16 protein-coding genes are annotated in these 22046 nt (G+C 64.8%); 4 read left to right on the top strand and 12 right to left on the bottom strand.

Annotation, left to right across the window (positions count from 1 at the left end; translation table 11 throughout):
- Positions 1-101: 101 nt before the first annotated feature.
- The 6 genes from fdhF to oxlT (KHO18_RS04435) form a co-directional block, all read right to left on the bottom strand.
- A complete protein-coding gene (gene fdhF, locus KHO18_RS04460) occupies positions 102-2966 on the bottom strand; it encodes a formate dehydrogenase subunit alpha (RefSeq protein ID WP_144197089.1) in 2865 nt (954 codons plus the stop codon).
- Positions 2963-4720, bottom strand: coding sequence for an NADH-ubiquinone oxidoreductase-F iron-sulfur binding region domain-containing protein (locus tag KHO18_RS04455; RefSeq protein ID WP_144197088.1), 1758 nt, complete (start codon positions 4718-4720; stop codon positions 2963-2965). The genes fdhF and KHO18_RS04455 overlap by 4 nt, the downstream gene beginning before the upstream one ends.
- A gap of 167 nt (positions 4721-4887) precedes the next feature.
- On the bottom strand, positions 4888-6207 hold the full coding sequence (oxlT, locus tag KHO18_RS04450; protein ID WP_144197087.1) for an oxalate/formate MFS antiporter: 1320 nt from the start codon (positions 6205-6207) through the stop codon (positions 4888-4890).
- 513 nt (positions 6208-6720) lie between these two features.
- The gene (locus tag KHO18_RS04445) at positions 6721-6933 is read right to left on the bottom strand and encodes a hypothetical protein (protein ID WP_144197086.1); all 213 of its coding nucleotides are present in this window, start codon (positions 6931-6933) and stop codon (positions 6721-6723) included.
- A gap of 237 nt (positions 6934-7170) precedes the next feature.
- Positions 7171-8082: a LysR family transcriptional regulator gene (locus KHO18_RS04440; RefSeq protein WP_144197085.1), complete on the bottom strand. Its 912-nt coding sequence runs from the start codon at positions 8080-8082 to the stop codon at positions 7171-7173.
- Positions 8079-9410 carry an oxalate/formate MFS antiporter gene (gene oxlT, locus KHO18_RS04435; protein ID WP_144197084.1) on the bottom strand — a complete coding sequence of 444 codons (1332 nt, stop codon included), beginning with the start codon at positions 9408-9410 and terminating at the stop codon, positions 8079-8081. Before oxlT (KHO18_RS04435) ends, KHO18_RS04440 begins: the two co-directional genes overlap by 4 nt.
- Before the next feature lie 215 nt (positions 9411-9625).
- Here oxlT (KHO18_RS04435) and KHO18_RS04430 point away from each other — a divergent pair, with 215 nt between their 5' ends.
- A complete protein-coding gene (locus tag KHO18_RS04430; RefSeq protein WP_144197083.1) occupies positions 9626-10579 on the top strand; it encodes a LysR family transcriptional regulator in 954 nt (317 codons plus the stop codon).
- A 123-nt stretch (positions 10580-10702) separates the two neighbouring features.
- Positions 10703-11017, top strand: a complete 315-nt coding sequence (locus tag KHO18_RS04425) for an HAD family hydrolase (protein ID WP_144197082.1) — start codon at positions 10703-10705, stop codon at positions 11015-11017.
- Positions 11018-11219: 202 nt separating this feature from the next.
- Here KHO18_RS04425 and KHO18_RS04420 read toward each other — a convergent pair whose 3' ends face one another.
- Positions 11220-13349 carry an acetate--CoA ligase family protein gene (locus tag KHO18_RS04420; protein ID WP_144197081.1) on the bottom strand — a complete coding sequence of 710 codons (2130 nt, stop codon included), beginning with the start codon at positions 13347-13349 and terminating at the stop codon, positions 11220-11222.
- 55 nt (positions 13350-13404) lie between these two features.
- Complete coding sequence (gene frc, locus KHO18_RS04415) at positions 13405-14637, bottom strand: formyl-CoA transferase (protein WP_144197080.1); 1233 nt, start codon at positions 14635-14637, stop codon at positions 13405-13407.
- A gap of 349 nt (positions 14638-14986) precedes the next feature.
- On the opposite strand from frc (KHO18_RS04415), the gene sucC reads away from it, so the two are divergent.
- Together sucC and sucD are read left to right on the top strand one after the other, a co-directional pair.
- On the top strand, positions 14987-16201 hold the full coding sequence (sucC, locus tag KHO18_RS04410; RefSeq protein ID WP_144197079.1) for an ADP-forming succinate--CoA ligase subunit beta: 1215 nt from the start codon (positions 14987-14989) through the stop codon (positions 16199-16201).
- A 1-nt stretch (position 16202) separates the two neighbouring features.
- A complete protein-coding gene (sucD, locus tag KHO18_RS04405) occupies positions 16203-17126 on the top strand; it encodes a succinate--CoA ligase subunit alpha (RefSeq protein ID WP_144197078.1) in 924 nt (307 codons plus the stop codon).
- Positions 17127-17202: 76 nt separating this feature from the next.
- Here sucD and KHO18_RS04400 read toward each other — a convergent pair whose 3' ends face one another.
- From KHO18_RS04400 to KHO18_RS04385, 4 genes are all read right to left on the bottom strand, one after another.
- Positions 17203-17649, bottom strand: a complete 447-nt coding sequence (locus KHO18_RS04400; protein ID WP_144197077.1) for a PAS domain-containing protein — start codon at positions 17647-17649, stop codon at positions 17203-17205.
- A gap of 219 nt (positions 17650-17868) precedes the next feature.
- On the bottom strand, positions 17869-19119 hold the full coding sequence (gene frc / locus KHO18_RS04395) for a formyl-CoA transferase (protein ID WP_144197076.1): 1251 nt from the start codon (positions 19117-19119) through the stop codon (positions 17869-17871).
- A 41-nt stretch (positions 19120-19160) separates the two neighbouring features.
- Positions 19161-20894 (bottom strand): oxalyl-CoA decarboxylase, encoded by a 1734-nt coding sequence (gene oxc, locus KHO18_RS04390; protein ID WP_144197075.1) that lies wholly within the window; start codon positions 20892-20894, stop codon positions 19161-19163.
- Positions 20895-21174: 280 nt separating this feature from the next.
- A complete protein-coding gene (locus KHO18_RS04385) occupies positions 21175-21957 on the bottom strand; it encodes a fumarylacetoacetate hydrolase family protein (protein ID WP_144197074.1) in 783 nt (260 codons plus the stop codon).
- Positions 21958-22046 lie beyond the last annotated feature (89 nt).

Genomic DNA, 22046 nt, shown 5'->3' with positions numbered 1-22046 from the left:
ATCCTTTCCAACAGTTCGAGGGGATGCCTGCATCCTAACCGTTTCGGATTGCCCTGATTAGCCGAATGAATCCGCAATCACTTTCACGAATTTTCGGAAAATCATCCGGGCAAGGCCAGGGCGCCGGTCAGCGAATCCAGAATCTGCCCGCCGCCGAAGCTCAGCTGCTCGGGCACCGCGCCGCCCAGCGTCATCCGGATCGCGCAGTACTTGAACTCCGGAATCTTGCCGAACGGGTCGAGCGCCGGGTTGGTCAGCTTGTTGATGGCCGCCTCGTAGTAGCAGAACGGCACGAACACGGCGCCGCGCGGGGTGCCATCGTCGGCGCGCGCGTAGAGCATCACCTGCCCGCGCCGGGACGTCAGCGTGACCACGTCGCCGGGCTTGCCGCCGAGCGCCGCCAGATCGAGCGGATGGACCAGTGCCACCGGATCCGGCTCGATGGCGTCGAGCACGCCGGCGCGGCGCGTCATGCTGCCCGTATGCCAGTGCTCGAGCTGTCGGCCCGTGATCAGGACCGTCGGATATTCCTGATCCGGACGCTCTGCCGCCGGGATGATGTCCGCCGGCACGAAGCGCCCGCGTCCGCCAACGGTCGGGAACGTCTCCGTAAAAATCACCGGCTCGCCGGGATCTCCCTCCGTCTCGCAGGGATAGGTCACTGCATGCTCGCGCTGGAGCCGCGCCCACGTCATGCCGGCGATGCTCGGCATCGCATGTCGCATTTCGTCGAAAACCAAGGCCACGGGCGCCGCATCGCGGGTGGCATGCCCATAGTCCCAGGGCAGCCCGAGCCGCGCGGCCAGCTCGCACAGGATCCACAGGTCCTGGCGTGCCTGCCCGGGCGGGTCGATCGCCTGCCGGCCCAGTTGCACCGTGCGGTCCGTATTGGTGAAGGTGCCAGTCTTCTCGGGGAAGGCCGAGGCGGGCAGCACCACATCGGCCAGGCAGGCGGTCTCGGTCAGGAAAATGTCCTGCACCACCAGATGGTCGAGCGCGGCCAGCGCCTCGCGCGCGTGCTGCGCATCCGGGTCCGACATCGCCGGGTTCTCGCCCATGATGTACATGCCGCGCACGGTGCCTGCCTCGATGGCCTGCATGACCTCCACCACGGTCAGGCCCGGCTGCTTGTCCAGCGGCATGCCCCACAGCGCCTCGAAGGCGGCGTTGGCGGCCGGGTCATCCACGCGCCGGTAGTCCGGATACATCATCGGGATCAGCCCCGCGTCGGACGCGCCCTGCACGTTGTTCTGGCCGCGCAGCGGATGCAAACCCGTGCCCGGCCGGCCGATCTGGCCCGTCATCAGCGCCAGCGCGATCAGGCAGCGCGCGTTGTCCGTGCCATGCACGTGCTGGGACACGCCCATGCCCCACAGGATCATCGATCCCTTCGAGGTGGCGTAGAGCCGGGCCACCTCGCGGATGGTTTCCGCGTCGATGCCGCAGACCGGGGCCATGAGCTCAGGGCTGTACGGGGCCACATTGGCCGCCAGCGCCTCGTAGCCGGACGTGCGCGCGGCAATGAATTCGGGATCGACAAGCCCTTCCTCCACAATCACATGCATCATCGCGTTCAGCAGTGCCACGTCGGTATCGGCCTGGAACTGCAGGAACCGGTGCGCAAAGCGCGACAGGTCAGATCGACGCGGATCGGCGACGATGAGCTTGGTACCGTTGCGCACCGCGTTCTTGATCCAGGTGGCTGCCACCGGATGGTTGACCGTGGGATTGGCGCCGATCAGCAGCACCACCTCGGCCTTGCCCACGTCCATCACCGGATTGGACACCGCCCCCGAGCCGATTCCTTCGAGCAGCGCCGCCACCGATGACGCATGACACAGCCGCGTGCAGTGATCGACGTTGTTGCTGCCAAACCCGGTCCGCACGAGCTTCTGGAACAGATAGGCTTCCTCGTTGCTACCCTTGGCCGAACCAAACCCGGCCAGCGCACGGCCACCCAGCGTGTCCCGGATGCGCGCAAGGCCGCCGGCGGCCAGGGCCAGGGCCTCTTCCCAGGTTGCTTCCCGGAACACCTCCATCACGCGATCGGGGTCCAGCACCATGTCGCCGGACTTGGCCACCCCTTCGCGCCGCACCAGCGGCACTGTCAGCCGGTGTGGATGCTGGGCGTAGTCGAAACCGTAACGCCCCTTCACGCAGAGCCGGTTGTGATTGGCCGGGCCGTCGCGCCCTTCCACGAACAGGATGCGGTTGTCCTTGACGTGGTACGTCAGCTGGCAGCCCACGCCGCAATACGGGCAGACCGAATCCACCTCGCGGTCGGGCACGGCCAGCGCCACGTTGCGCGCCGGCATCAGCGCGCCGGTCGGGCAGGCCTGCACGCACTCGCCGCAGGCCACGCAGGTGCTGGCGCCCATCGGGTCGGCCATATCGAAGACGATGCGGGCATGATCGCCGCGAAATGCCAGCCCGATCACGTCATTGGCCTGTTCGTCGCGGCAGGCGCGCACGCAGCGCGTGCACTGGATGCAGGCATCGAGGTTGACCGCGATGGCGGGGTGCGACAGATCGGCCGGCACCGCCTCGCGCGGGGCAAAGCGTGGCTTGCCGACTTCGAGCCGGGCCGACCACTGATCAAGTTCACTATGGCGCGTGTACGCGGTCTCCGGCATGTCGGACTGCAGCAGTTCCAGCACCATGCGCTGCGCGCGCCGGGCGCGCTCGGAGTCCGTGTGCACCGTCATGCCATTGGCCGGCGCGCGGCAGCAGGACGGCGCCAGCACGCGTTCCCCGTCGATCTCGACCATGCAGGCGCGGCAGTTGCCGGCGGTATCCAGCCCATCCTTGTAGCAAAGATGCGGAATCTCGATGCCTTCCCGGCGCGCCACCTGCAGCAGCGACTCCCCGGGGCGGGCGGTCACCTCCCGGCCATCGAGCCGGAAGGTGACCTCGGTGTCGGACGACGCCTGGACGAGCGCGACTTCAGCGCGGGTCAGTGCATTCATGGCTGGCCCTCCTGAGCGACGGGTGCGACGGCAGTCACCGGCGCGAGTTCATGCGGGAAGTAGCGGATCACGCAATCCACGGGATTCGGCGCGGCCTGCCCCAGCCCGCAGATCGACGCATCGCGCATCACCGCGGACAGGTCAGCCAGCGCGGCCAGGTCCCAGGCCGCTGCCGGCTGGCGGATCAGGTCGAGCGCCTTGGCCGTGCCCACGCGGCACGGCGTGCATTGGCCGCAGGACTCGTCGCGGAAGAAATGCATCAAATTGCGCGCGGCATCGACGGCCCGGTCGTGGTCGGACAGCACCACGATGGCCGCCGAGCCAATAAAGCAGCCATGTGGCTGCAACGTGTCGAAATCGAGCGGAACATCGCCCATCGCCGCCGGCAGGATGCCGCCCGAGGCCCCACCCGGCAGGTAGCCGTAGAAGGCGTGGCCGTCCAGCATGCCGCCGCAGTATTCGTCGATCAATTCACGCACGGTGATACCGGCCGGCGCCAGATGCACGCCGGGGCGGCGCACCCGGCCAGACACCGAAAACGAGCGCAGGCCCTTGCGGCCATGCCGGCCCTGCCCTGCGAACCATTCGGGGCCGCGCTCCACAATCTCGCGCACCCAATACAGCGTCTCGAAGTTGTGCTCGAGCGTTGGCCGGCCAAACAGCCCGACCTGCGCTACATAGGGCGGGCGCAGCCGGGGCATGCCACGCTTGCCCTCGATCGATTCGATCATGGCCGACTCTTCACCGCAGATATACGCGCCGGCACCCCGGCGCAGATGGATCTCGGGCAGGCCGGGCACCGGCGGCGCGGCGCGCAGTTGCGCCAGCGCCTCGGTCAGCACGGCGCGGCAGCCCGCGTACTCATCGCGCAGGTAGATATAGATGGCGGCCACGCCGGTCACGCGCGCAGCCACCAGCATGCCCTCCAGGAAGCGATGCGGATCGCGCTCCAGGTAGACGCGGTCCTTGAACGTGCCCGGCTCGCCTTCGTCGATATTGACGGCCATCAGGCGTGGCGCCGGCTCGGCCCGGACGATGCGCCATTTGCGGCCAGTGGGAAAGCCCGCCCCGCCGAGCCCGCGCAGGCCGGAGTTCTCCATCACGGCGATCAGCGCGTCCGCGTCGGTCTCGCCCTGCTCCAGCGCCTGCAACAGGCGATAGCCGCCCTGGGCGCGATAGTCGTCATAGCTGAGATAGGGCTCGGGGTCATGCCGGACGGTGCCGGCCTCCACGCAGGCCTGCACGGCGGCGGGGGTGGCGGCGTCCACCGGATGCTGGCCCACCAGCACGGCCGGCGCCCGCTCGCAACGGCCGATGCAGGGTGCGGCGAGCACGCGGACATCGGTGCCAAGCAGCGCCGGTAGTCGCTCCAGCAGCGAGGTCGCCCCCGCCATCTCGCAGGCAATGCCCTCGCAGACGCGCACGGTCAGCGCCTGCGGGGCGGCGATGTGGCCATCGGCGTCCTCTCGGACAATATCGAAATGGTGATAGAAACTGGCCACCTCGAAGACCTCGGTCTGGGCCATGCGCATTTCCTGCGCCAGTGCGGCCAGATGGGGCGTGGCCAGCTGGCCGAAGTGGTCCTGGATGGCGTGCAGATGCTCGATCAGCAGGTCTCGGCGGCGCGGGGCATCGCCCAGCAGCTGGCGCACCTCGGACAGTGCCGCCGGGTCCACCTGCCGGCCCTTGGGCTGGCGGCGTTTGCGCTCGCGGCCTCCGCCCTCCACCACAATCGGAATCACAACCTGGTTCATGGGGAATCCTGTGGGTTGTTGTCTTGCTCGTCGGCTATGCTGCCGGCTGATCTTGATCATACGCCCGGCGTCGCCTGGCGGCGCCAGGTGTCGCCGGACGGCGGACGGCGCACGCACAAGGGCCCGCGCGCCGGCGGGCCCTTCCCGTGTGTCCTGGCGTGCCCGGGTCAGGTCAGGTCGTCCGGGACGGGCCGGTAGCCCATCGACGGCGCCGCATTGTCGTTGACGTACTTCCGGGCATGGGCCTCGCGCATCGGCTTGAGCACGAAGATCGCCAGCACCGCCGAGAGCGCGGCCATGCCCGAGGCCAGCATGAACACCGCGTGCCAGTCGCCGGTGGCGGCGGTAATCACGCTCGAGAACGGCACCAGCAGCGCGGCCGTGCCCTTGGCCGTGTACAGCAGGCCGGCGTTGGTCGCCGCGAACTTGGGGCCGAAGGTATCGCCGCAGGTGGCCGGGAACAGGCTGTAGATCTCGCCCCAGGCGAAGAACACCACACCGGTCAGGATCACGAACGCCACCGGGTTGTGCCCGTACTTGGACAGCAGCAGGATGCCGACTGCCTCCACCGCGAAGGCCAGGAACATGGTGTTCTCACGGCCGATGTTGTCCGAGATCCAGCCGAAGAACGGCCGGGTCAGCCCGTTCAGCACGCGGTCGATGGTCAGCGCGAAGGTCAGCGCCGGCAGCGTCAGCCCGAGGATGGACACCGGCGAGTCATGGAGCCCGAAATCCTTGGCGATGGGGCCCAGCTGCGCCGTGGCCATCAGCCCGCCGGCGGCCATCATCACGAACATCGCGTACATCACCCAGAAGATCGGCGAGGACAGCACCTGGCGCGGCGACGCATTATAAGTAGCAGCCGCCTTCAGGGTGCTCTTCACGTCGGAGAGGATCTTGGCCGACGGCGGATAGAGCGCCAGGCCCAGGATCACCACCACGATGCCCTGCCCCAGCCCGAAGGTGAGGAAGGTGCTCTCGTAGCCGCTGGTCTTGATCATGTTGGCGATGGGCACCACGGTCAGCGCGGAGCCCGCGCCGAAGCCGGCCGCCGTAATCCCCGCCGCCAGCCCGCGCCGGTTGGGAAACCACTTGAGCGCATTGCCCACGCAGGTGCCATATACCGCGCCAGCCCCTACGCCGCCGATGGCCGCAGCGAAGTACAGCATCGGCAGCGACGACGCCACCGAGTTCAGCGCCCACGCAATCGCGCAGAGCAGGCCGCCGCCCACCACCACCGGGCGCGGGCCGTACTTGTCGACCAGATAGCCCTCGATCGGCACCAGCCAGGTCTCGGTGACCACGAAAATGGTGAACGCCACCTGGATGGCCGTGCGGCCCCAGTGGTATTTGTCATCGATCGGATTGACGAACAGGGTCCAGCCGTATTGCATGTTGGCAATCATCGCCATGCAGATGACGCCGAATACGAGCTGCGTCCATGGGGACGCAAATCGTGACGTGGACGCGCCTTGCTGTAGTTCCATGGTGTCTCCTTCTGGCGGTCATCGCCGCCGTTGTGGGTGGGCATCTGATTCGATGCCTCTGTGTACCGCCTGGTCTTTTTCGTAGAGTGGCTCGCCGCTCTAGTGCTATACAGTATGTGGTATATCACCCAAGTCAAGCCGTTTTCGGTGAGCGGTTTTGCTGCCCGGATACAACCTGGCCACCGACGCCCGGAGAGAGAGCGGCAGTGGTGCGCCGGGCGCATCAAACCATGCCGCAAAACGGCTTACGATTCGTTGCCGATCAATGACTTAGCGGGTGGTGCCAGATCAATGGCAGAGGCTGGCGGCAAACGCCCGGGATGCTGCAATGCGAAGGGAAAAGAGATGTCCTAGGGAAAGTCCTAGGCGAGGAAAAAGCCGGAAAACGCAAGGAAACGCAGGAAACGCGGGGATGGAGCGAGGGGAAAACGAAAGATACGGCCGATGAGTACGACGACTGCTGGGAGGGAGTTGCCGGCCGCTACAAGCTCCCTGCCTTCGATACCAACTGACTTACGCGTGGGCGAACTGGGGACGCGTGCCGGCGTCAGGCGTCGCACGGCCAATCCCGTCCACGGCCTGATCCGAACCGAGGCCAGCAAAGCGGCCATGGTCGCCGGCGGTGGTCAGCAGACCCATCGGCAGGCGCGTGGCAATCAGCCAGGTTACGGAAACACCCGAGGCAATCAGACCGAGGGCGATGACGGAAAGCTGTGCGGCGTTCATGAAAACTCCTGAATGAGGTAGGTCAATGAGTCTTCAGTATATGCTGCACCGCGAGGTCTGTAAATATCCTGTATGTGATATATCAATGGAAGATTGGCACTAAAAACAACAACGCACCCCTGGGGGTGCGTTGTGGGTCGCTTCTGCCGAAGATTGCTGCCGAAACGCCGTCAAATAGCGCCTTATTCTGCGCAAAAGCCGTTGCGGCGCTGCATCAGATGAATCCGATTCACGGCCCTACCCCGCTTTCTTCATCTGGCCCTGTTCGTACTCCTGGCCACGCAGGTTGTCCCACACCGCCGCCGCATTGGGCTTGAGCGAGCGGGCCTTCCTTCGGACCAGCATCACGTTGTTGTTGACCTGTGGCCGCAAGGGCCGCAGCACGGCCGCGGGCGCCAGGCCGGCGGCCTGCGTGCGCGACGGCACCACGCCAATGCCGAGCCCCATCGCCACCATGCCGAAGATCGCCGAGAAATGGCCGAGCAGCTGCAGGGCGCCGGGGCGTACGTGATAGGTGGCCAGCGCGCGCTCCACGGCGGGCTGCACGCCCGAGTTGTGGTCGAGCACGAGCACCGAGGCATCGGCCAGTTCGCCCCAGCCAAGGGACTCGCGCGCGGCCAGCGGATGCCCGGCGGGCAGCACCGCGTGCAGCGGGTCCATATAGAGCGGTTCGCAATAGAGGTCGTCGCAGGCCACCGGGTTGCTGGCGATGCCGAAGTCAACCTCGCCGCTGCGCACGCTTTGCAGCACGCATTCGTGCGAGCGGTCGCGCAGCGTGATGCCGATGCCGGGCCACGCGGTGCGGCAGCCGGCCACCCACATCGGCACGGACATCGACGACAACACCGGATCGGTGGCGATATGCACGGTGCCCTGGCTGGGCTTGCCGGTGCCATGGCTCTCGCGCAGCGTCTGCTCGACTTCCTCGATCAGATGGCAGATCCGTTGCGAGAGATGCTCGCCGGCGTCGGTCAGCTCCACCTGGCGCGTGGTGCGGTCGAACAGCCGCTGGTCGATCTCCTCCTCCAGCTCACGCACGCTACGACTGATGGCCGACTGGGTCAGGCCAAGTTCCGCCGCCGCGCGCGTAAAGCTCTTCTGGCGCGCAACCGCAGCAAAGGCCTTCAATTGGGGAAGCGAAACATTCATGGTGCCGCTCCTTGTCCTTGCATGGTGGGATGGGCCGCCGCGTGGCCGGTGATGAAGCGCCGGCGCATCGGCTGCAACAGGAACTTGGCGGACAGCCCCGCTGCCACGGTCAGCACGGCCGCCACCGTGAAGACCAGGCTCCAGCCACCTTGATGCGACAACACCGAGGCCAGCGGCACCAGCATCGCTGCCGTGCCCTTGGCCGTATAGAGCGTGCCCGCATTGGCTGCGGCGTACTCGCTGCCGAACGTATCGGCACAGAGCGCCGGAAAAATCGAGAAGATCTCGCCCCAGAACAGGAAGGTGAGCGCGGCGAAGAACATGAACCAGTACGGGTTGTGCCCGAACTCCATCAGCCCGATCAGCGACAGCCCCTCGCCGATGAAGATGAAGAACATGGTGTTCTCGCGGCCGATGCGGTCGGAGATCAGGCCGCACAGCGGGCGCGTCAGCCCGTTGCAGAGGTTGTCGATGGACAGCGTCATGGTCAGCAGCGGCAGCGTCATGCCCAGCAGCGTGATCGGCATTGCCGCGAAGCCAAAGTCCTTGGCGATGGGGCCGAGCTGCGCGGTGGCCATGATGCCGCCCGCCGCCACCGCCACGAAGGATGCGTAGATCACCCAGAACACCGGCGTGCGCACCATCTGGCCCGGCGTCAGCGCCACGGGGTTGGTCAGGTTGGCCTTGCCGGCGACGAGCCCCCTGGGCGGCTTCGGCTTGACCAGCAACATCGCCAGGATGAAGATCAGCACGCCCTGCAGGATGCCGAACGTGAAGAACGCGTGCTCGTAGCCCGATTTCTGGATCATGTTGGCGATGGGGATCACGGTCAGCGCCGAGCCCGCACCGAAGCCGGCGGCCGTGAGCCCGGCGGCCAGGCCGCGCTTGTCCGGGAACCACTTCAGCGCATTGCCCACGCACGTGCCATAGACGCCGCCCGCGCCAATGCCGGCCACGACGGCGGCCGCGTAGAGCATCGGCAGCGAGGTGGCGAACGAGTTCATGACCCAGGCCGCCCCGGCGCACAGCGCGCCCACGGCCACCACGGGGCGCGGGCCGAACTTGTCCACGAGCCAGCCCTCGACCGGGACGAGCCAGGTTTCGGTGACGATGAAAATGGAGAAGGCGACCTGGATGGGGGACTCGCCCCAGTGATGACGCGCATTCATGGGCGTCACGAACAGCGTCCAGCCGTACTGGAGGTTCGCCACGAGCCCCATGCAAAGGACGCCGATGAAGAGCTGGAACCAGCGATTGCGGAGCAGGCCGCCCTGCCCGTCCAGATTGCCATTGCCAAAGGCGGGGCCTGCCGCGTGCGGGTGCGCCATGTCGTGTCTCCTTGCATTAGTGTGTCTCGCGCTCTGGCGGCGCGACTGGTGGGCAGACCTGCGTGGGGACGCCCTACTTCACTACTGAATGAGCGCGCCTGACATTGCGGCACGTTGCATCGCTGATTGATGCTACTTCAAACTTAGATACGCACAGCATAAAGTTTTTTATTATGATCATTGACGATCCTTTATATATTGCAGGATATCGACCAATGAAGAACGCCACGCTGCGCCAGCTGAAAGTGTTCGAAACGGTGGCCCGCCATCTGAGCTTTTCGCGCGCGGCGGAGGAACTGCATCTCACGCAACCCGCTGTTTCCACACAGGTTCGGCAGCTCGAGCATCACGTGGGCCTGCCGCTGTTCGAGCAGTTGGGCAAGCGGATCTACCTCACGCCGGCCGGCACGGAGATGCTGCATTACAGCCGCAGCATCATCCAGCAATTCCGCGAGGCCGGGGACGCGATGGCGCAACTCAAGGGTATTTCCGGAGGCCGTCTCAACGTGGCGGTAATCAGCGCCGGCGATTATTTCTTTCCCCGCCTGCTGGCCGAATTCATGAATCGGCATGATGGGGTGACGCTGAATCTCGCGGTGCACAATCGTGAGGAACTGTTGCACCAGCTGGCCGGCAACCTCACCGACCTCGCCGTCATGGTGCGCCCGCCCGAGGGCATGGACACCATCGCCGAGTCGTTCGCACCCCACCCCTACGTCATCGTGGCCGCGCCGAACCATCCGCTGGTCGGGCGCCGCGACATCCCCCTGGCCGGGCTGGCCGAAGAGGCGTTCGTTTCACGCGAGAAAGGCTCCGATACCTGGAATTCGATGCAGGAAGGCTTTGCCGGGCGGCTCTCGAACCTGCGTATCGCCATGGAGATCAAGAGCACCGAGACGATCAAGCAGGCGGTCATCGCCAATATGGGCATCGCCTTCCTGTCCGCGCACACGGTGGGACTGGAGCTACAGGCGGGCAAGCTGGCCGTGCTCGATATCGAAGGCTTCCCAGTTATGCTGAACTGGTATGTGGTGCACCGCAAGAACAAGCGGCTGCCGCCGGTGGCGCTGGCATTCAAGCATTTCCTGATGGAGGAAGGTGCCACGCTGATCCAGCAGATCACCGGCGTGGAGGGGCTGATCCGGCCGCGCATCGCCCGTCAGGTGTAGTCACCCCAATATATAAACGATGCCTTATTATTTCTCGATGAAACTTTAATTATCGTAAATCGTTCGTCACGCCTACTCTGCACTTGTACCAAGCTCGTGTACGTGCAAACACAGGAGACGATCATGAACCCACTGTATCCCGCCGCGTCTTCCGCGTCCGTTACGTCGCCCGCCGCCGGCGACACGGGCCCTGATCGTGCGGTGCAACTCGCCGCCTTCAACGCCGCCTTCGCCGAACTGGGCCTGCGCTTCCGCTGGGACATGCCGATGTTCGAGTGGCTCTGCGGCATCGAATGCGAGAAGACCCGCGTGACCCGCTATATCGAGGAACACCACGCGCACCTGCTCAACGCCTATGACGCGCCGTTCCTGAGCCAGCTGATCTTCAACAAGAAGAACGAATACCTGCGTGCGATGTCCGGCACGGGCATGAACTAGGCGATTTACGACCTTCTTTGACGATTCGTCGCGCAATATCAGCGTCACGTCCTGCGAGATGCGGCTGCCCCGCTATCTTGCGTTTGCGACATCGGGCTCTCCTCAGGTTCTAAAAAAATGCCCCTAACGGTTGCTGTCTCGTTGGGGGCTGGTTGTGCTGGAGATGCCGGCAAATCTGGCTATGCCGGCGGGGCGGACCGCATCAGATCTTGCCCGCTCCCCTCGCCCACTTGTACTTCGCGCCGAGCACTGCCACCGGGATTTCGGTGGAGTACGCATAGGACGGCACACCGTGCTCGTAGAGGTATTCAGCGGCTTCCTCTACCTGCACGTCGCCGGCCAGCGATGCCACGATCGGCTTTTCGATGCCCTTCGCCGCCATCTCTTCCTTCACCTCGATGACCAGCTTGGCGAACACCATCGGCGGGGTGATGATCGTGTGCCAGTAGCCAAGGATGATCGCGTGGATGCGCGGGTCTTCCATGCCAAGGCGCAGCGTGTTCTTGTACGTCGTGGGCGGCTCGCCGCCGGTGATATCCACCGGGTTGCCGGCCGCGCCGAACGGCGGGATGAACTTGCGGAACGCCGCGTCGAGGTCGTCCGGCATGGTCATCAGGGACAGGTTGTTGTCCACGCACGCATCGGACAACAGCACGCCCGAGCCACCCGCGCCCGTGATGATGACCACGTTCTCGCCCTTCGGCGTCGGCAGCTTGGGAATGCCCCGCGCGAACTCGAGCAGGTCGCGCAGCGAGCGCGCCCGGATCACGCCGGACTGCTTGAACACGTCCTCGTAGATGCGGTCGTTGCCGGCCAGCGCCCCGGTGTGCGAGCTGGCTGCCCGCGCGCCCATGCTGGTACGGCCCGCCTTGAGCACCACCACCGGCTTCTTCTTGGACACCCGGCGCGCCGCCTCGGCAAAGGCGCGGCCATCCTTCAGGTCCTCGCAGTGCTGGGCGATGATCTCGGTGTTGTCGTCCTGCTCGAAGAAGGTGAGCAGATCGTCTTCGTCGATATCCGACTTGTTGCCCAGGCCGACAATCGCCGACACGCCCATCTTGGCCGAGCGCGAGAAGCCAATGATGGCCATGCCGATGCCGCCCGACTGCGACGACAGCGCCGCCTTGCCCTTCACGTCATACGGCGTGCAGAACGTGGCGCACAGGTTCTTCGGCGTGTAGTAGAAACCGTAGATATTCGGTCCCATCAGGCGGATGTCGTGCTTGCGGGCAATCGCGACGATCTCGTCCTGCCCTTCCACGTTGCCGGTTTCGGCAAACCCGGACGGAATCAGCACGGCGCCGGGAATGCCCTTCTTGCCGACTTCTTCAAGCGCCTGGGCCACGAACTTGGCCGGGATGGCAAACACGGCCACATCGATGTTGCCCGGCACATCGAGCACGCTCTTGTAGGCCGTCATGCCCATGATCTCTTCGGCCTTCGGGTGGATCGGGTAGATCTTGCCCTGGTAGCCGCCGTTGATCAGGTTCTTCATCACCGAATTGCCGATCTTGCCGTCCTCGGCCGATGCGCCGATCACCGCCACCGTGTCCGGGCGCATGATGCGGTTCATCTGCTTGACGATCTGTTCCTGCGTGGGACGGTACTTCTCCGGCTGCGGCGAGAAGTCCACCACAATCCGCACGTCGGCGGCGATGGCGCCGTCCTTGCTGGCGAACACCGGGTTCAGGTCCAGCTCGGAAATCTCCGGAAAATCGGTGACCAGCTGCGACACGCGCTCGATCATGCCGGCCAGCGCCTCGCGGTTGGCCGGGTCGGCGCCGCGCACGCCCTTGAGCACCTCGGCGGCGGCAATGCCGTCCAGCATCGACAGCGCATCCTCATTGGTGGCCGGCGCCATGCGGAAGGTGATGTCCTTGAGCACTTCCACCAGCACGCCGCCCAGGCCGAAGGCCACCAGCTTGCCGAACGACGGGTCGGTCACGGCGCCGATGATGACTTCCTGGCCGCCCGTGATCATTTGTTGCACTTGCACGCCGATGATTTCGGCATTGGCGTTGTACTTCCTGGCGTTCTCGACGATGGTGCGGTAGCCCTGCTCCACATCCGCCGCCGACTTCAGGCCCACCAGCACGCCGCCAGCCTCCGTCTTGTGCAGGATGTCCGGCGAGACGATCTTCATCACCACCGGGAAGCCCATCTTCGTCGCCAGTTCCACCGCGTTCGACGGCGACTTGGCCACGCCCTCGCCCGGCACCGAGATGCCATAGGCGTCGCAGACCAGCTTGCCCTCGGGCGCCGTCAGCGCAGCGCGCCCCTCTTGCTTCACGGTCGCCAGAATCTTGCGTACCGCATCCTTGTCATGTGCCATGTCAGGTCTCCATCTGTTCAGGCATTGCAGACATGCATTCGAGAGGTGGCGCGGCTCAGACCGCGCCGGCCGCCTTCAACGCCGCGATCTGGGCCGGCGAGCGGCCGAGCCAGTCGAGGATTTCCTCGGTGTGCTCGCCCAGCAGCGGCGAACGCTCCACTTCCACCGGCGAGGCCGAGAGCGTGATCGGGCAGCCCAGCTGCACGTACTTGCCGCGCTCCGGGTGGTCCAGCTCGACCAGATAGCCGCGGTCGAACATCGACTTGTCCTCGATCAGGTCCTTCATCGAGAGAATCGGGCCGCACGGCACGTCGACCTCGTTCAGGGCGTCCATGACCTCGAATTTCGTCTTGGTCTTGGTCCACTTCTCGATGATGGAGAAGCACTCGCCCAGGCATTTCAGGCGCGCCTCCGGCGTGGCGAATTGCGGATGGGTGATCAGGTCCTCCCGGCCGCACAGGCGCATCAGCGGCTCCCAGCCTTGCGGCTGGATGATCACGTAGACGTAGTCGTTGGCCCCGCCCGGCGAGCAGCGCAGCGCGGCGCCCGGCTGGCCGCCGCCCGACGCATTGCCGGCACGCGGCACGTAGTCGCCGAAGGTTTCGTTCGGAAATTCCTTAAGCGGACCGGCCGCGAGGCGCTGCTGGTCGCGCAGTTTCACGCGGCAGAGGTTCAGCACCGAGTCCTGCATCGCCACTTCCACGCGCTGGCCACGGCCCGAATGCTCGCGGTGCAGCAGTGCGGCCAGGATGCCGACCACGCAGTGCACGCCGGTACCCGAGTCGCCGATCTGGGCGCCGGTCACCGTGGGCGCACCGTCCTCGGTACCCGTCGTGCTGGCCGAGCCGCCCATGCACTGGGCCACGTTTTCGTACGCCTTGCAGTCCGCGTACGGCCCCGGGCCGAAGCCCTTGATCGACGCGTAGATCAGGCGCGGGTTCAACTCCTGCAGGCGGTCCCAGTCGAAACCAGCGCGATCGAGCACGCCGGGGCCGAAGTTCTCCACCAGCACGTCGCAGCGCTGCACCAGGTCTTCCAGCAGCGCCTTGCCCTCGGGCGTCTTCATGTTCAGCGTCAGGCTGCGCTTGTTGGAGTTCAGCATCGTGAAGTAGAGGCTGTCGGCGTTCGGCACGTCGCGCAGCTGGCTGCGCGTGATGTCGCCCCGGCCGGGCAGTTCCACCTTGATCACGTCGGCGCCCAGCCAGGCCATCAGCTGGGTGGCCGAGGGGCCGGCCTGCACGTGCGTCATGTCCAGGATGCGGACACCATCCAGTGCTTTGTTATTCATGGCGTTGTCTCCTTGAAGATTCTCTTGCGCGCTTGCTGGATAACGTATGTGATATATCACGCCACAACAAGAAGAAAATGCAGCGCGGTTCAGACTTTTCATTCCGCATCGCAATAGATCCTGCGGCATACACCAGCGTTAACCCGCAACATAGAAGGCTTTGCGATCAATCTTGCTCTATTGATGCGATGGCCTTGTCAGCGCGGACATCCCTTTTGCGCAATTCAGCTCGCACCCGTTTCGGCTTGATTTTATTACTGATATATTACATATCATATTTTACGCTGCGAAAAACTGAACAGGCGGGTCCCGACCTGCGGCCCGCGGCGCTTTTCAACCGAGGAGACACGTGAACATTCACGAATATCAGGCCAAGGAGTTGCTCAGGCGCTATGACGTGCTTGTACCGCATGGCCGCGTGGCCTTTACGCCAGACGAGGCCGCCCATGCCGCCCGCAAGCTGGGCGGCCCGGTCTGGGTGGTGAAGTCGCAGATCCACGCTGGCGGCCGCGGTGCCGGCCGCTTCGCGGATGACAGCTCGGGCAAGGGCGGCGTGCGCGTGGTGAAGTCGATCGATGACGTCCGCTCGAGCGCCGCGCAGATGCTGGGCAAGACCCTGGTCACCAGGCAGACCGGCCCGGCCGGCCGGGTAGTGCGGCGCCTCTACGTCGAGGAAGGCTGCGACATCGCGCGCGAGCTCTACCTGGGCATCCTGATCGACCGCGCCACGTCGCGCATCACGATCATGGCGTCCACCGAAGGCGGCATGGAGATCGAGGAGGTTGCCGCACGCACGCCCGAGAAAATCCTGAAGGTGGCAATCGATCCGGCCAGCGGCATCCAGCCGTTTCATGCACGCCGGCTGGCATTCGGCCTGGGGCTGTCGGGCAAGCAGGTGGGCGCGGCTACCCGTTTTATCCTCTCGACCTACCGCGCGTTCACCGAACTCGACGCGTCGATCGTCGAGATCAATCCGCTTGTGGTCACCGGCAGCGGCGACGTGATGGCGCTCGACGCCAAGTTCAGTTTCGACGATAACGCCCTCTTCCGCCATCCCGACATCGATGCCATGCGCGACGAGAGCGAGGAAGACCCGGCCGAGACCGAAGCCGCCCGGCACGCCCTGAACTACGTGCGGCTGGACGGCAACATCGGCTGCATGGTGAATGGCGCAGGCCTGGCGATGGCCACGATGGACATCATCAAGCTCCATGGCGGCGAGCCGGCCAACTTCCTCGATGTAGGCGGCGGTGCCACGACGGAGCGCGTCACCGCGGCGTTCCGGCTGATCCTGGCCGATCCCGAGGTCGAAGGGATTCTCGTCAATATCTTCGGCGGCATCATGCGCTGCGACGTGATTGCCGAAGGCGTGGTGGCCGCCGCGCGCGAAGTGGACCTGACCGTGCCGCTGGTGGTGCGGCTGGAAGGCACCAACGTCGACCTCGGCAAGAAGATCCTGCGAGATTCGGGCCTGCCGGTCGTCTCCGCCAAGGATCTTGCCGATGCGGCCGAGAAAGTCGTGGCCGCCGTGCGCACGCACCAATCGAAGAAGGGAGGAAAGTGAAATGGCCGTGCTGATCGACAAAGACACCCGCGTGATCTGCCAGGGCTTTACCGGCGCACAAGGCACATTCCATTCGGCACAGGCACTGGCCTATGGCACGAAGATGGTGGGCGGCGTCACGCCCGGCAAGGGCGGTGAATCGCACCTGGGCCTCCCGGTCTTCGATACCGTGGCCGCTGCCGCCAATGCCACAGGCGCCGACGCCTCGGTCATCTATGTGCCGCCACCGTTCGCCGCCGATGCCATCCTGGAAGCGGTCGATGCCGGCATCGCGCTGATCGTCTGCATCACCGAAGGCATTCCCGTGATGGACATGGTGCGGGTCAAGCGTGCGCTGTCGGGGTCCGGCAGCCGCCTGGTTGGCCCGAATTGTCCGGGGATAATCACGCCGGGGCAATGCAAGATCGGCATCATGCCCGGCCACATCCATACACCGGGCAAGATCGGCGTGGTGTCGCGCTCGGGCACGCTGACTTATGAGGCCGTGGCGCAGACCACGGCGGCCGGACTGGGGCAATCGACCTGCATCGGCATCGGCGGCGATCCGGTGAACGGCACCGACTTCATCGACTGCCTGGAGATGTTCCTGGCCGACGACAGGACCGAAGGCATCATCATGATCGGCGAGATTGGCGGATCGGCGGAGGAAGAGGCAGCCCAGTTTCTGCGCGATGCGCACAGGCGCAAACCGGTGGTGGGCTTTATCGCCGGCACCACGGCGCCGCCGGGACGCCGCATGGGGCACGCCGGCGCGATCATCTCGGGCGGGACGGGCACGGCGGAAGCGAAGGTCAACGCCATGCGCGAAGCCGGCATCCATGTCGCCGGGTCGCCAGCGGAGCTGGGTGCGACCATGGCGGCGGCAATGAAGCAGGCATCGGAACGCGCCCCGCTCACACGAAACCTGGCGTTGGCCAGCGCGTGAACGTAGAAACGGAAAAGGCCGGGAGAATCGCCCGGCCTTATCGTTCCTGCGCCATGCTGCAACTGCGTCCGGTGAGTCAGCCGGCTCCGGCCTCGGCGCCCGTCCTGGCTTCCAGTTCCGTGATGCGCTTGCGCAGCGCCCGCTCTTCCTGGAAGCGCACGGTCTCGTCACGGATCACCGCCACGATGCCGGTGATTTCCCCGCCCTGCCCGTGCAGCAGCGCCACGGTAAAAGCGATCGACATCGCTTCGCCGTTCTTGTTGATCGCCGGGACCTTGAGCAAGTCATGGCCGTAGCGGGTCTGGCCCGTTGCCATGGTCTTGTCGTAGCCCTCCCAGTGGCGCGCACGCAGGCGCTCGGGAATAATCAGATCCAGCGACTTGCCCAGGGCCTCCTCCCGGGTGTAGCCGAACATGTACTCGGCGGCCGGGTTCCATAACGTGATGGCACCGTCGGCGCCGGAGATGATCACGGCGTCGCCGATGGCCGACACCAGCTGTTCATAGTCGATCGCGGTCTGCATGGTCTTGGTCTTTCCTGAGCTTTCCAGGCGAATGGGAGGGTGGCGAGGTTCGCCACCAGGGGTCCGGGCTGTCATTGTGGCACCGTCGGCCATGCCGGTCCCTCAGCTTGGCGTCCAAACCATGAAGCGCCAGGGTGCGTTACGTCCCGTCTACGCATTCCCCGGCGCTCCAGGTGTGACCCGCTGTCACATTGGGCGCTGGCAGTGCTGGCGCCTGGCTCAGATCACCTGCGACTCACGCAGACGGGAGATCTCCTCGGCGGCATAGCCCAGGCTGGCCAGCACTTCCTCGCTGTGCTCGCCCAGCAGCGGCGAACCGGTGATTTCCGGCTTCATGGCCGAGAACTTGATCGGGCTGCCCACGGTCAGGTAGGTGCCACGTTCCTTGTGCGGGACTTCCACGATCGAACCGCTCTTGCGCAGCGATTCATCCGCCGCGATTTCCTTCATTGACAGCACCGGCGAGCAGGGAATATCGAACTTGCGCAGGATGTCCACCGCCTCGTACTTGGTCTTGTCGGCAAGCCATTCTTCGATGGTCTTGAAGATTTCGAAGATATGCGGCTGACGGCCCTTGGGCGTGTTGTAGTTCGGATCGCTGATCCACTCTTCCTTGCCCAGTGCCTTGCAGATCGGCTCCCAGGCGTGGCCCTGGATGGTGAAGTAGATATAGGCGTTGGGATCGGTCTCCCAACCCTTGCACTTCAGCACCCAGCCCGGCTGGCCGCCACCGCCGGCGTTGCCACCACGGGGCACCACGTCGCTGAACGTGCCGTGCGGATACTGGGGATACTCTTCCAGATAGCCCTGGCGGTCCAGTCGCTGCTGGTCGCGCAGCTTCACGCGGCACAGATTCAGCACGGCGTCCTGCATCGATACGGCAACCTTCTGACCCTGGCCGGTCTGCTGGCGGCCGATGATCGCGGTCAGGATGCCGATGGCCAGGTGCATGCCGGTGTTCGAGTCACCCAGGGCGGCGGCCGACACGGTCGGCGGGCCGTCCCAGAAACCGGTGGTCGACGCGGCACCGCCAGCGCACTGTGCCACGTTCTCGTAGACCTTCAGGTCTTCATAGTGGTGGCCGTCGCTGAAGCCCTTGACCGATGCCACGATCATCTTCGGGTTCAGTTCCTTGATGCGCTCCCAGGAGAACCCCATGCGGTCAAGCGCACCGGGGCCGAAGTTCTCGACCAGCACATCCGATTCGCGGATCAACTGCTCCAGGATCTTCTTGCCTTCCGGCTTTTTGGTGTCCAGCGTCAGCGAGCGCTTGTTGCTGTTCAGCATGGTGAAGTACAGCGCGTCCGCGTCGGGAATGTCGCGCAATTGCGTGCGGGTGACGTCGCCGGAGCCGGGGCGTTCCACCTTGATGACGTCTGCGCCGAACCATGCGAGAAGCTGCGTGCAGGCGGGGCCGGCTTGCACGTGCGTAAAGTCGATGATCTTGATGCCGTTGAGTGGGAGGTTCACAATCGCTCTCCTGATGGAATAGAGGGTGAAACTGGGGTGGATTACTTCTTGGCCGCGCTCTGCGGATTCAGATTGGTCAGACGACCGCTTTCGGTGCCGGCAGCCGGATCGATGACGGCGTTGACCAGCGTGGGCTTGCCCGACCGCAAGGCTTCGTTCACCGCGGCTTCGAGTTCCGCCGGTGTGGTGACGTTGTGACCAACCCCACCGAACGCTTCCATCATCTTGTCGTAGCGCGCCCCCTTGACGAACATCGTGACCGCCGGATCGTTGCCGCCGGTCGGATTCACGTCGATACCCTTGTAGACGCCGTTATTGTTGAAAATGACGATGCAGATCGGCAGGTTGTAGCGGCAGATAGTTTCCACCTCCATGCCCGAGAAGCCGAACGCACTGTCACCGCACAGCGCGAGGACCGGCTTGCTGGTTTCGACCGCCGCAGCGACCGCGTAGCCCATACCCACACCCATCACGCCCCAGGTGCCCACGTCCAGGCGCTTGCGCGGCTCGTACATGTCGATCACGGCACGGGCGTAGTCCAGCGTGTTGGCGCCTTCGTTGACAAACGAGATGCCCGGATTGGCTTTGACGACGTCCTTCAGCGCGCGCAGCGCGCTATGGAAGTTCATCGGCGACACATCCTTGGACAAGGTCTCGGCCATCTTCGCCAGGTTCTTGTCCTTGCGTTCGTCCACCGCGTTCAGCCAATCGGCGTCCGGCTTGGCAAAGCCGTTGCCGATCTTGTCGAGCATTGCCGATACGCACGAACCAATGTCACCCACTACGGGCGCGGCGATGGCCACGTTACTGTCCATCTCGGTCGGCGAGATGTCGATCTGGATGAACTGCTTCGGCTTGCCCCAGGTCTTGCCTTTGCCGTGCGACAGCAGCCAGTTCAGGCGGGCGCCGACCAGCATCACCACGTCAGCTTCCGCCAGCACGTACGAACGTGCGGCCGAGGCCGATTGCGGGTGTGTATCGGGCAGCAGGCCCTTGGCCATCGACATCGGCAGGTACGGAATGCCAGTCTTCTCGACCAGCGCGCGGATATCCGCATCGGCGCGAGCGTACGCGGCACCCTTGCCCAACAGGATCAGCGGGCGCTTGGCGCTCTTCAGCAGCGCGACGGCACGGTCGATCGAGTCCGGTGCAGGGAGTTGGCGCGGGGCCGGGTCCACCACCTTGATCAACGACTTGCGGCCACGCTCGGCTTCCATCGACTGGCCCAGCAGATTGGCCGGCAGGTCCAGGTACACACCGCCGGGACGGCCCGACACGGCGGCGCGGATGGCACGCGCGATACCGACACCAATGTCTTCAGCGTGCAGCACGCGGAAGGCAGCCTTGGCGTGCGGACGGGCTATAGCCAGCTGGTCCATCTCTTCGTAGTCACCCTGCTGCAGATCGACGATCTCGCGCTCGCTCGAGCCGCTGATCAGAATCATCGGGAAGCAGTTGGTGGTCGCATTCGCCAGCGCCGTCAGCCCGTTCAGGAAGCCGGGCGCAGACACGGTCAGGCAAACGCCCGGCTTCTGCGTGAGAAAGCCGGCAATCGCTGCGGCGTTGCCGGCATTCTGCTCATGACGAAAGCTGATAACGCGCATGCCGTTGGCCTGCGCCAGACGGGCCAGATCCGTGACCGGAATACCGGGCAGGCCGTAGATGTTCTCGATGCCGTTCAGCTTCAGCGCTTCGATGACCAGATGAAAACCATCGGTTTGTGCCTGATGTTCTTCGCCAGCCTGACGCTGCAGCTCGTTTCCGACTTCTGCCATGGTTGCATCCTTCTATACAAATTGACGGGGATTGGAAAACTTCTGCTTCAAGGTGTCTTCAGCGGTCGTTCTCGCGCCCGCCTGGCTACTTCGGACTTCACGATGTCTCCTCCTTGACGATTCGCTACAGGCAGCGACCTTTGGCAAATACGGTATGTGATATATCAGTATTCAGCAAGCACTGATGCGAACTTTCGTCGATGCGCCGCAGCATTTCCCCGAAATTACGCAACCAGATAAGGGAAACTACCGAGCTTCCCGCCTTCGCAAACTGGCTCGTTCAGCCGCGCACATGGTTGACCAGCGAGCCGATCCCGCGGATCGACACCTCCACCACAGAACCCTCCTTCATCGACCCGACCCCGATCGAGGTGCCGACGGCGATCACGTCGCCCGGCATCAACGTCATGTCCCGCGACAGCAGGCTGACCTGCTCCTCGGGCGAAAAAACAATGTCGGACAACGGGTAGTTCTGGCGCTCGACGCCGTCCAGACGCGTTACCACGCTGGCGCTTCGCCAGTCAAAGCCGGAGACAATGGCCGGACCGACGCAACCGAAGGTGTCGGAACCCTTGGCGCGCGTCCACTGCGGGAAGTTGGGATCGGCATTGAGCAGCTCGCTCGCCGTGACGTCATTGACGATGGTGTAGCCGAAGATGTGCGAGGCAGCTTCGGCGAGCGGCACATTCCGGCATTCGCGGCCAATGACGATGCCGAGTTCGCCTTCGTAGGCGATCTTGCCGGTATACCCGCTCGGACGCAGGATGCCGTCGCCGGGGCCGGCCAGCGAACTTGCCGGCTTCAGCAGGAACAGCGGATGCACGGGCACCGCTTTCTCCAGCCGGGCCGCGAGGGCGTGAAAGTTGTTCCACAGCGCCACGATCTTGCCCGGCTGGCACGGGGCCAGCAGGTCCAGCGAGGCGTAGCTGTAGCTATTGCCCGTGGGGCGAGGATCGGTATAGCCAGGGCCATCGCATTCGATGACGCGGTCGGCATCACCCTCGTCAAGCCGGCCATAAGCGGCGTCGCCATCAGGACGGCGGAAGCGAATCCAGGTTTGCACGGCAGAACTCCTCTGACAGGCGCGAGCGTGCCGCGCCTGCTCTTTCAGCAGAGAATGGAGAGACCCCCGTCAGGGGCTGTGGAGACGAG

It is taken from the genome of Cupriavidus campinensis, assembly GCF_905397395.1.
Taxonomy (GTDB): Bacteria; Pseudomonadota; Gammaproteobacteria; order Burkholderiales; family Burkholderiaceae; genus Cupriavidus; species Cupriavidus campinensis.
This window is presented reverse-complemented; position numbering and strand designations above follow the sequence as displayed.

Excerpts from the sequence above, each read along its gene's own strand:
- KHO18_RS04440 (WP_144197085.1), bottom strand. The coding sequence starts at position 8,082 with ATGAATGTTTCGCTTCCCCAATTGAAGGCCTTTGCTGCGGTTGCGCGC.
- oxc (WP_144197075.1), bottom strand. The coding sequence starts at position 20,894 with ATGGCAGAAGTCGGAAACGAGCTGCAGCGTCAGGCTGGCGAAGAACAT.
- KHO18_RS04430 (WP_144197083.1), top strand. The coding sequence starts at position 9,626 with ATGAAGAACGCCACGCTGCGCCAGCTGAAAGTGTTCGAAACGGTGGCC.
- oxlT (WP_144197087.1), bottom strand. The coding sequence starts at position 6,207 with ATGGAACTACAGCAAGGCGCGTCCACGTCACGATTTGCGTCCCCATGG.
- KHO18_RS04445 (WP_144197086.1), bottom strand. The coding sequence starts at position 6,933 with ATGAACGCCGCACAGCTTTCCGTCATCGCCCTCGGTCTGATTGCCTCG.
- sucD (WP_144197078.1), top strand. The coding sequence starts at position 16,203 with ATGGCCGTGCTGATCGACAAAGACACCCGCGTGATCTGCCAGGGCTTT.
- KHO18_RS04455 (WP_144197088.1), bottom strand. The coding sequence starts at position 4,720 with ATGAACCAGGTTGTGATTCCGATTGTGGTGGAGGGCGGAGGCCGCGAG.
- fdhF (WP_144197089.1), bottom strand. The coding sequence starts at position 2,966 with ATGAATGCACTGACCCGCGCTGAAGTCGCGCTCGTCCAGGCGTCGTCC.
- frc (WP_144197080.1), bottom strand. The coding sequence starts at position 14,637 with ATGAATAACAAAGCACTGGATGGTGTCCGCATCCTGGACATGACGCAC.
- KHO18_RS04425 (WP_144197082.1), top strand. The coding sequence starts at position 10,703 with ATGAACCCACTGTATCCCGCCGCGTCTTCCGCGTCCGTTACGTCGCCC.
- oxlT (WP_144197084.1), bottom strand. The coding sequence starts at position 9,410 with ATGGCGCACCCGCACGCGGCAGGCCCCGCCTTTGGCAATGGCAATCTG.
- KHO18_RS04400 (WP_144197077.1), bottom strand. The coding sequence starts at position 17,649 with ATGCAGACCGCGATCGACTATGAACAGCTGGTGTCGGCCATCGGCGAC.
- KHO18_RS04420 (WP_144197081.1), bottom strand. The coding sequence starts at position 13,349 with ATGGCACATGACAAGGATGCGGTACGCAAGATTCTGGCGACCGTGAAG.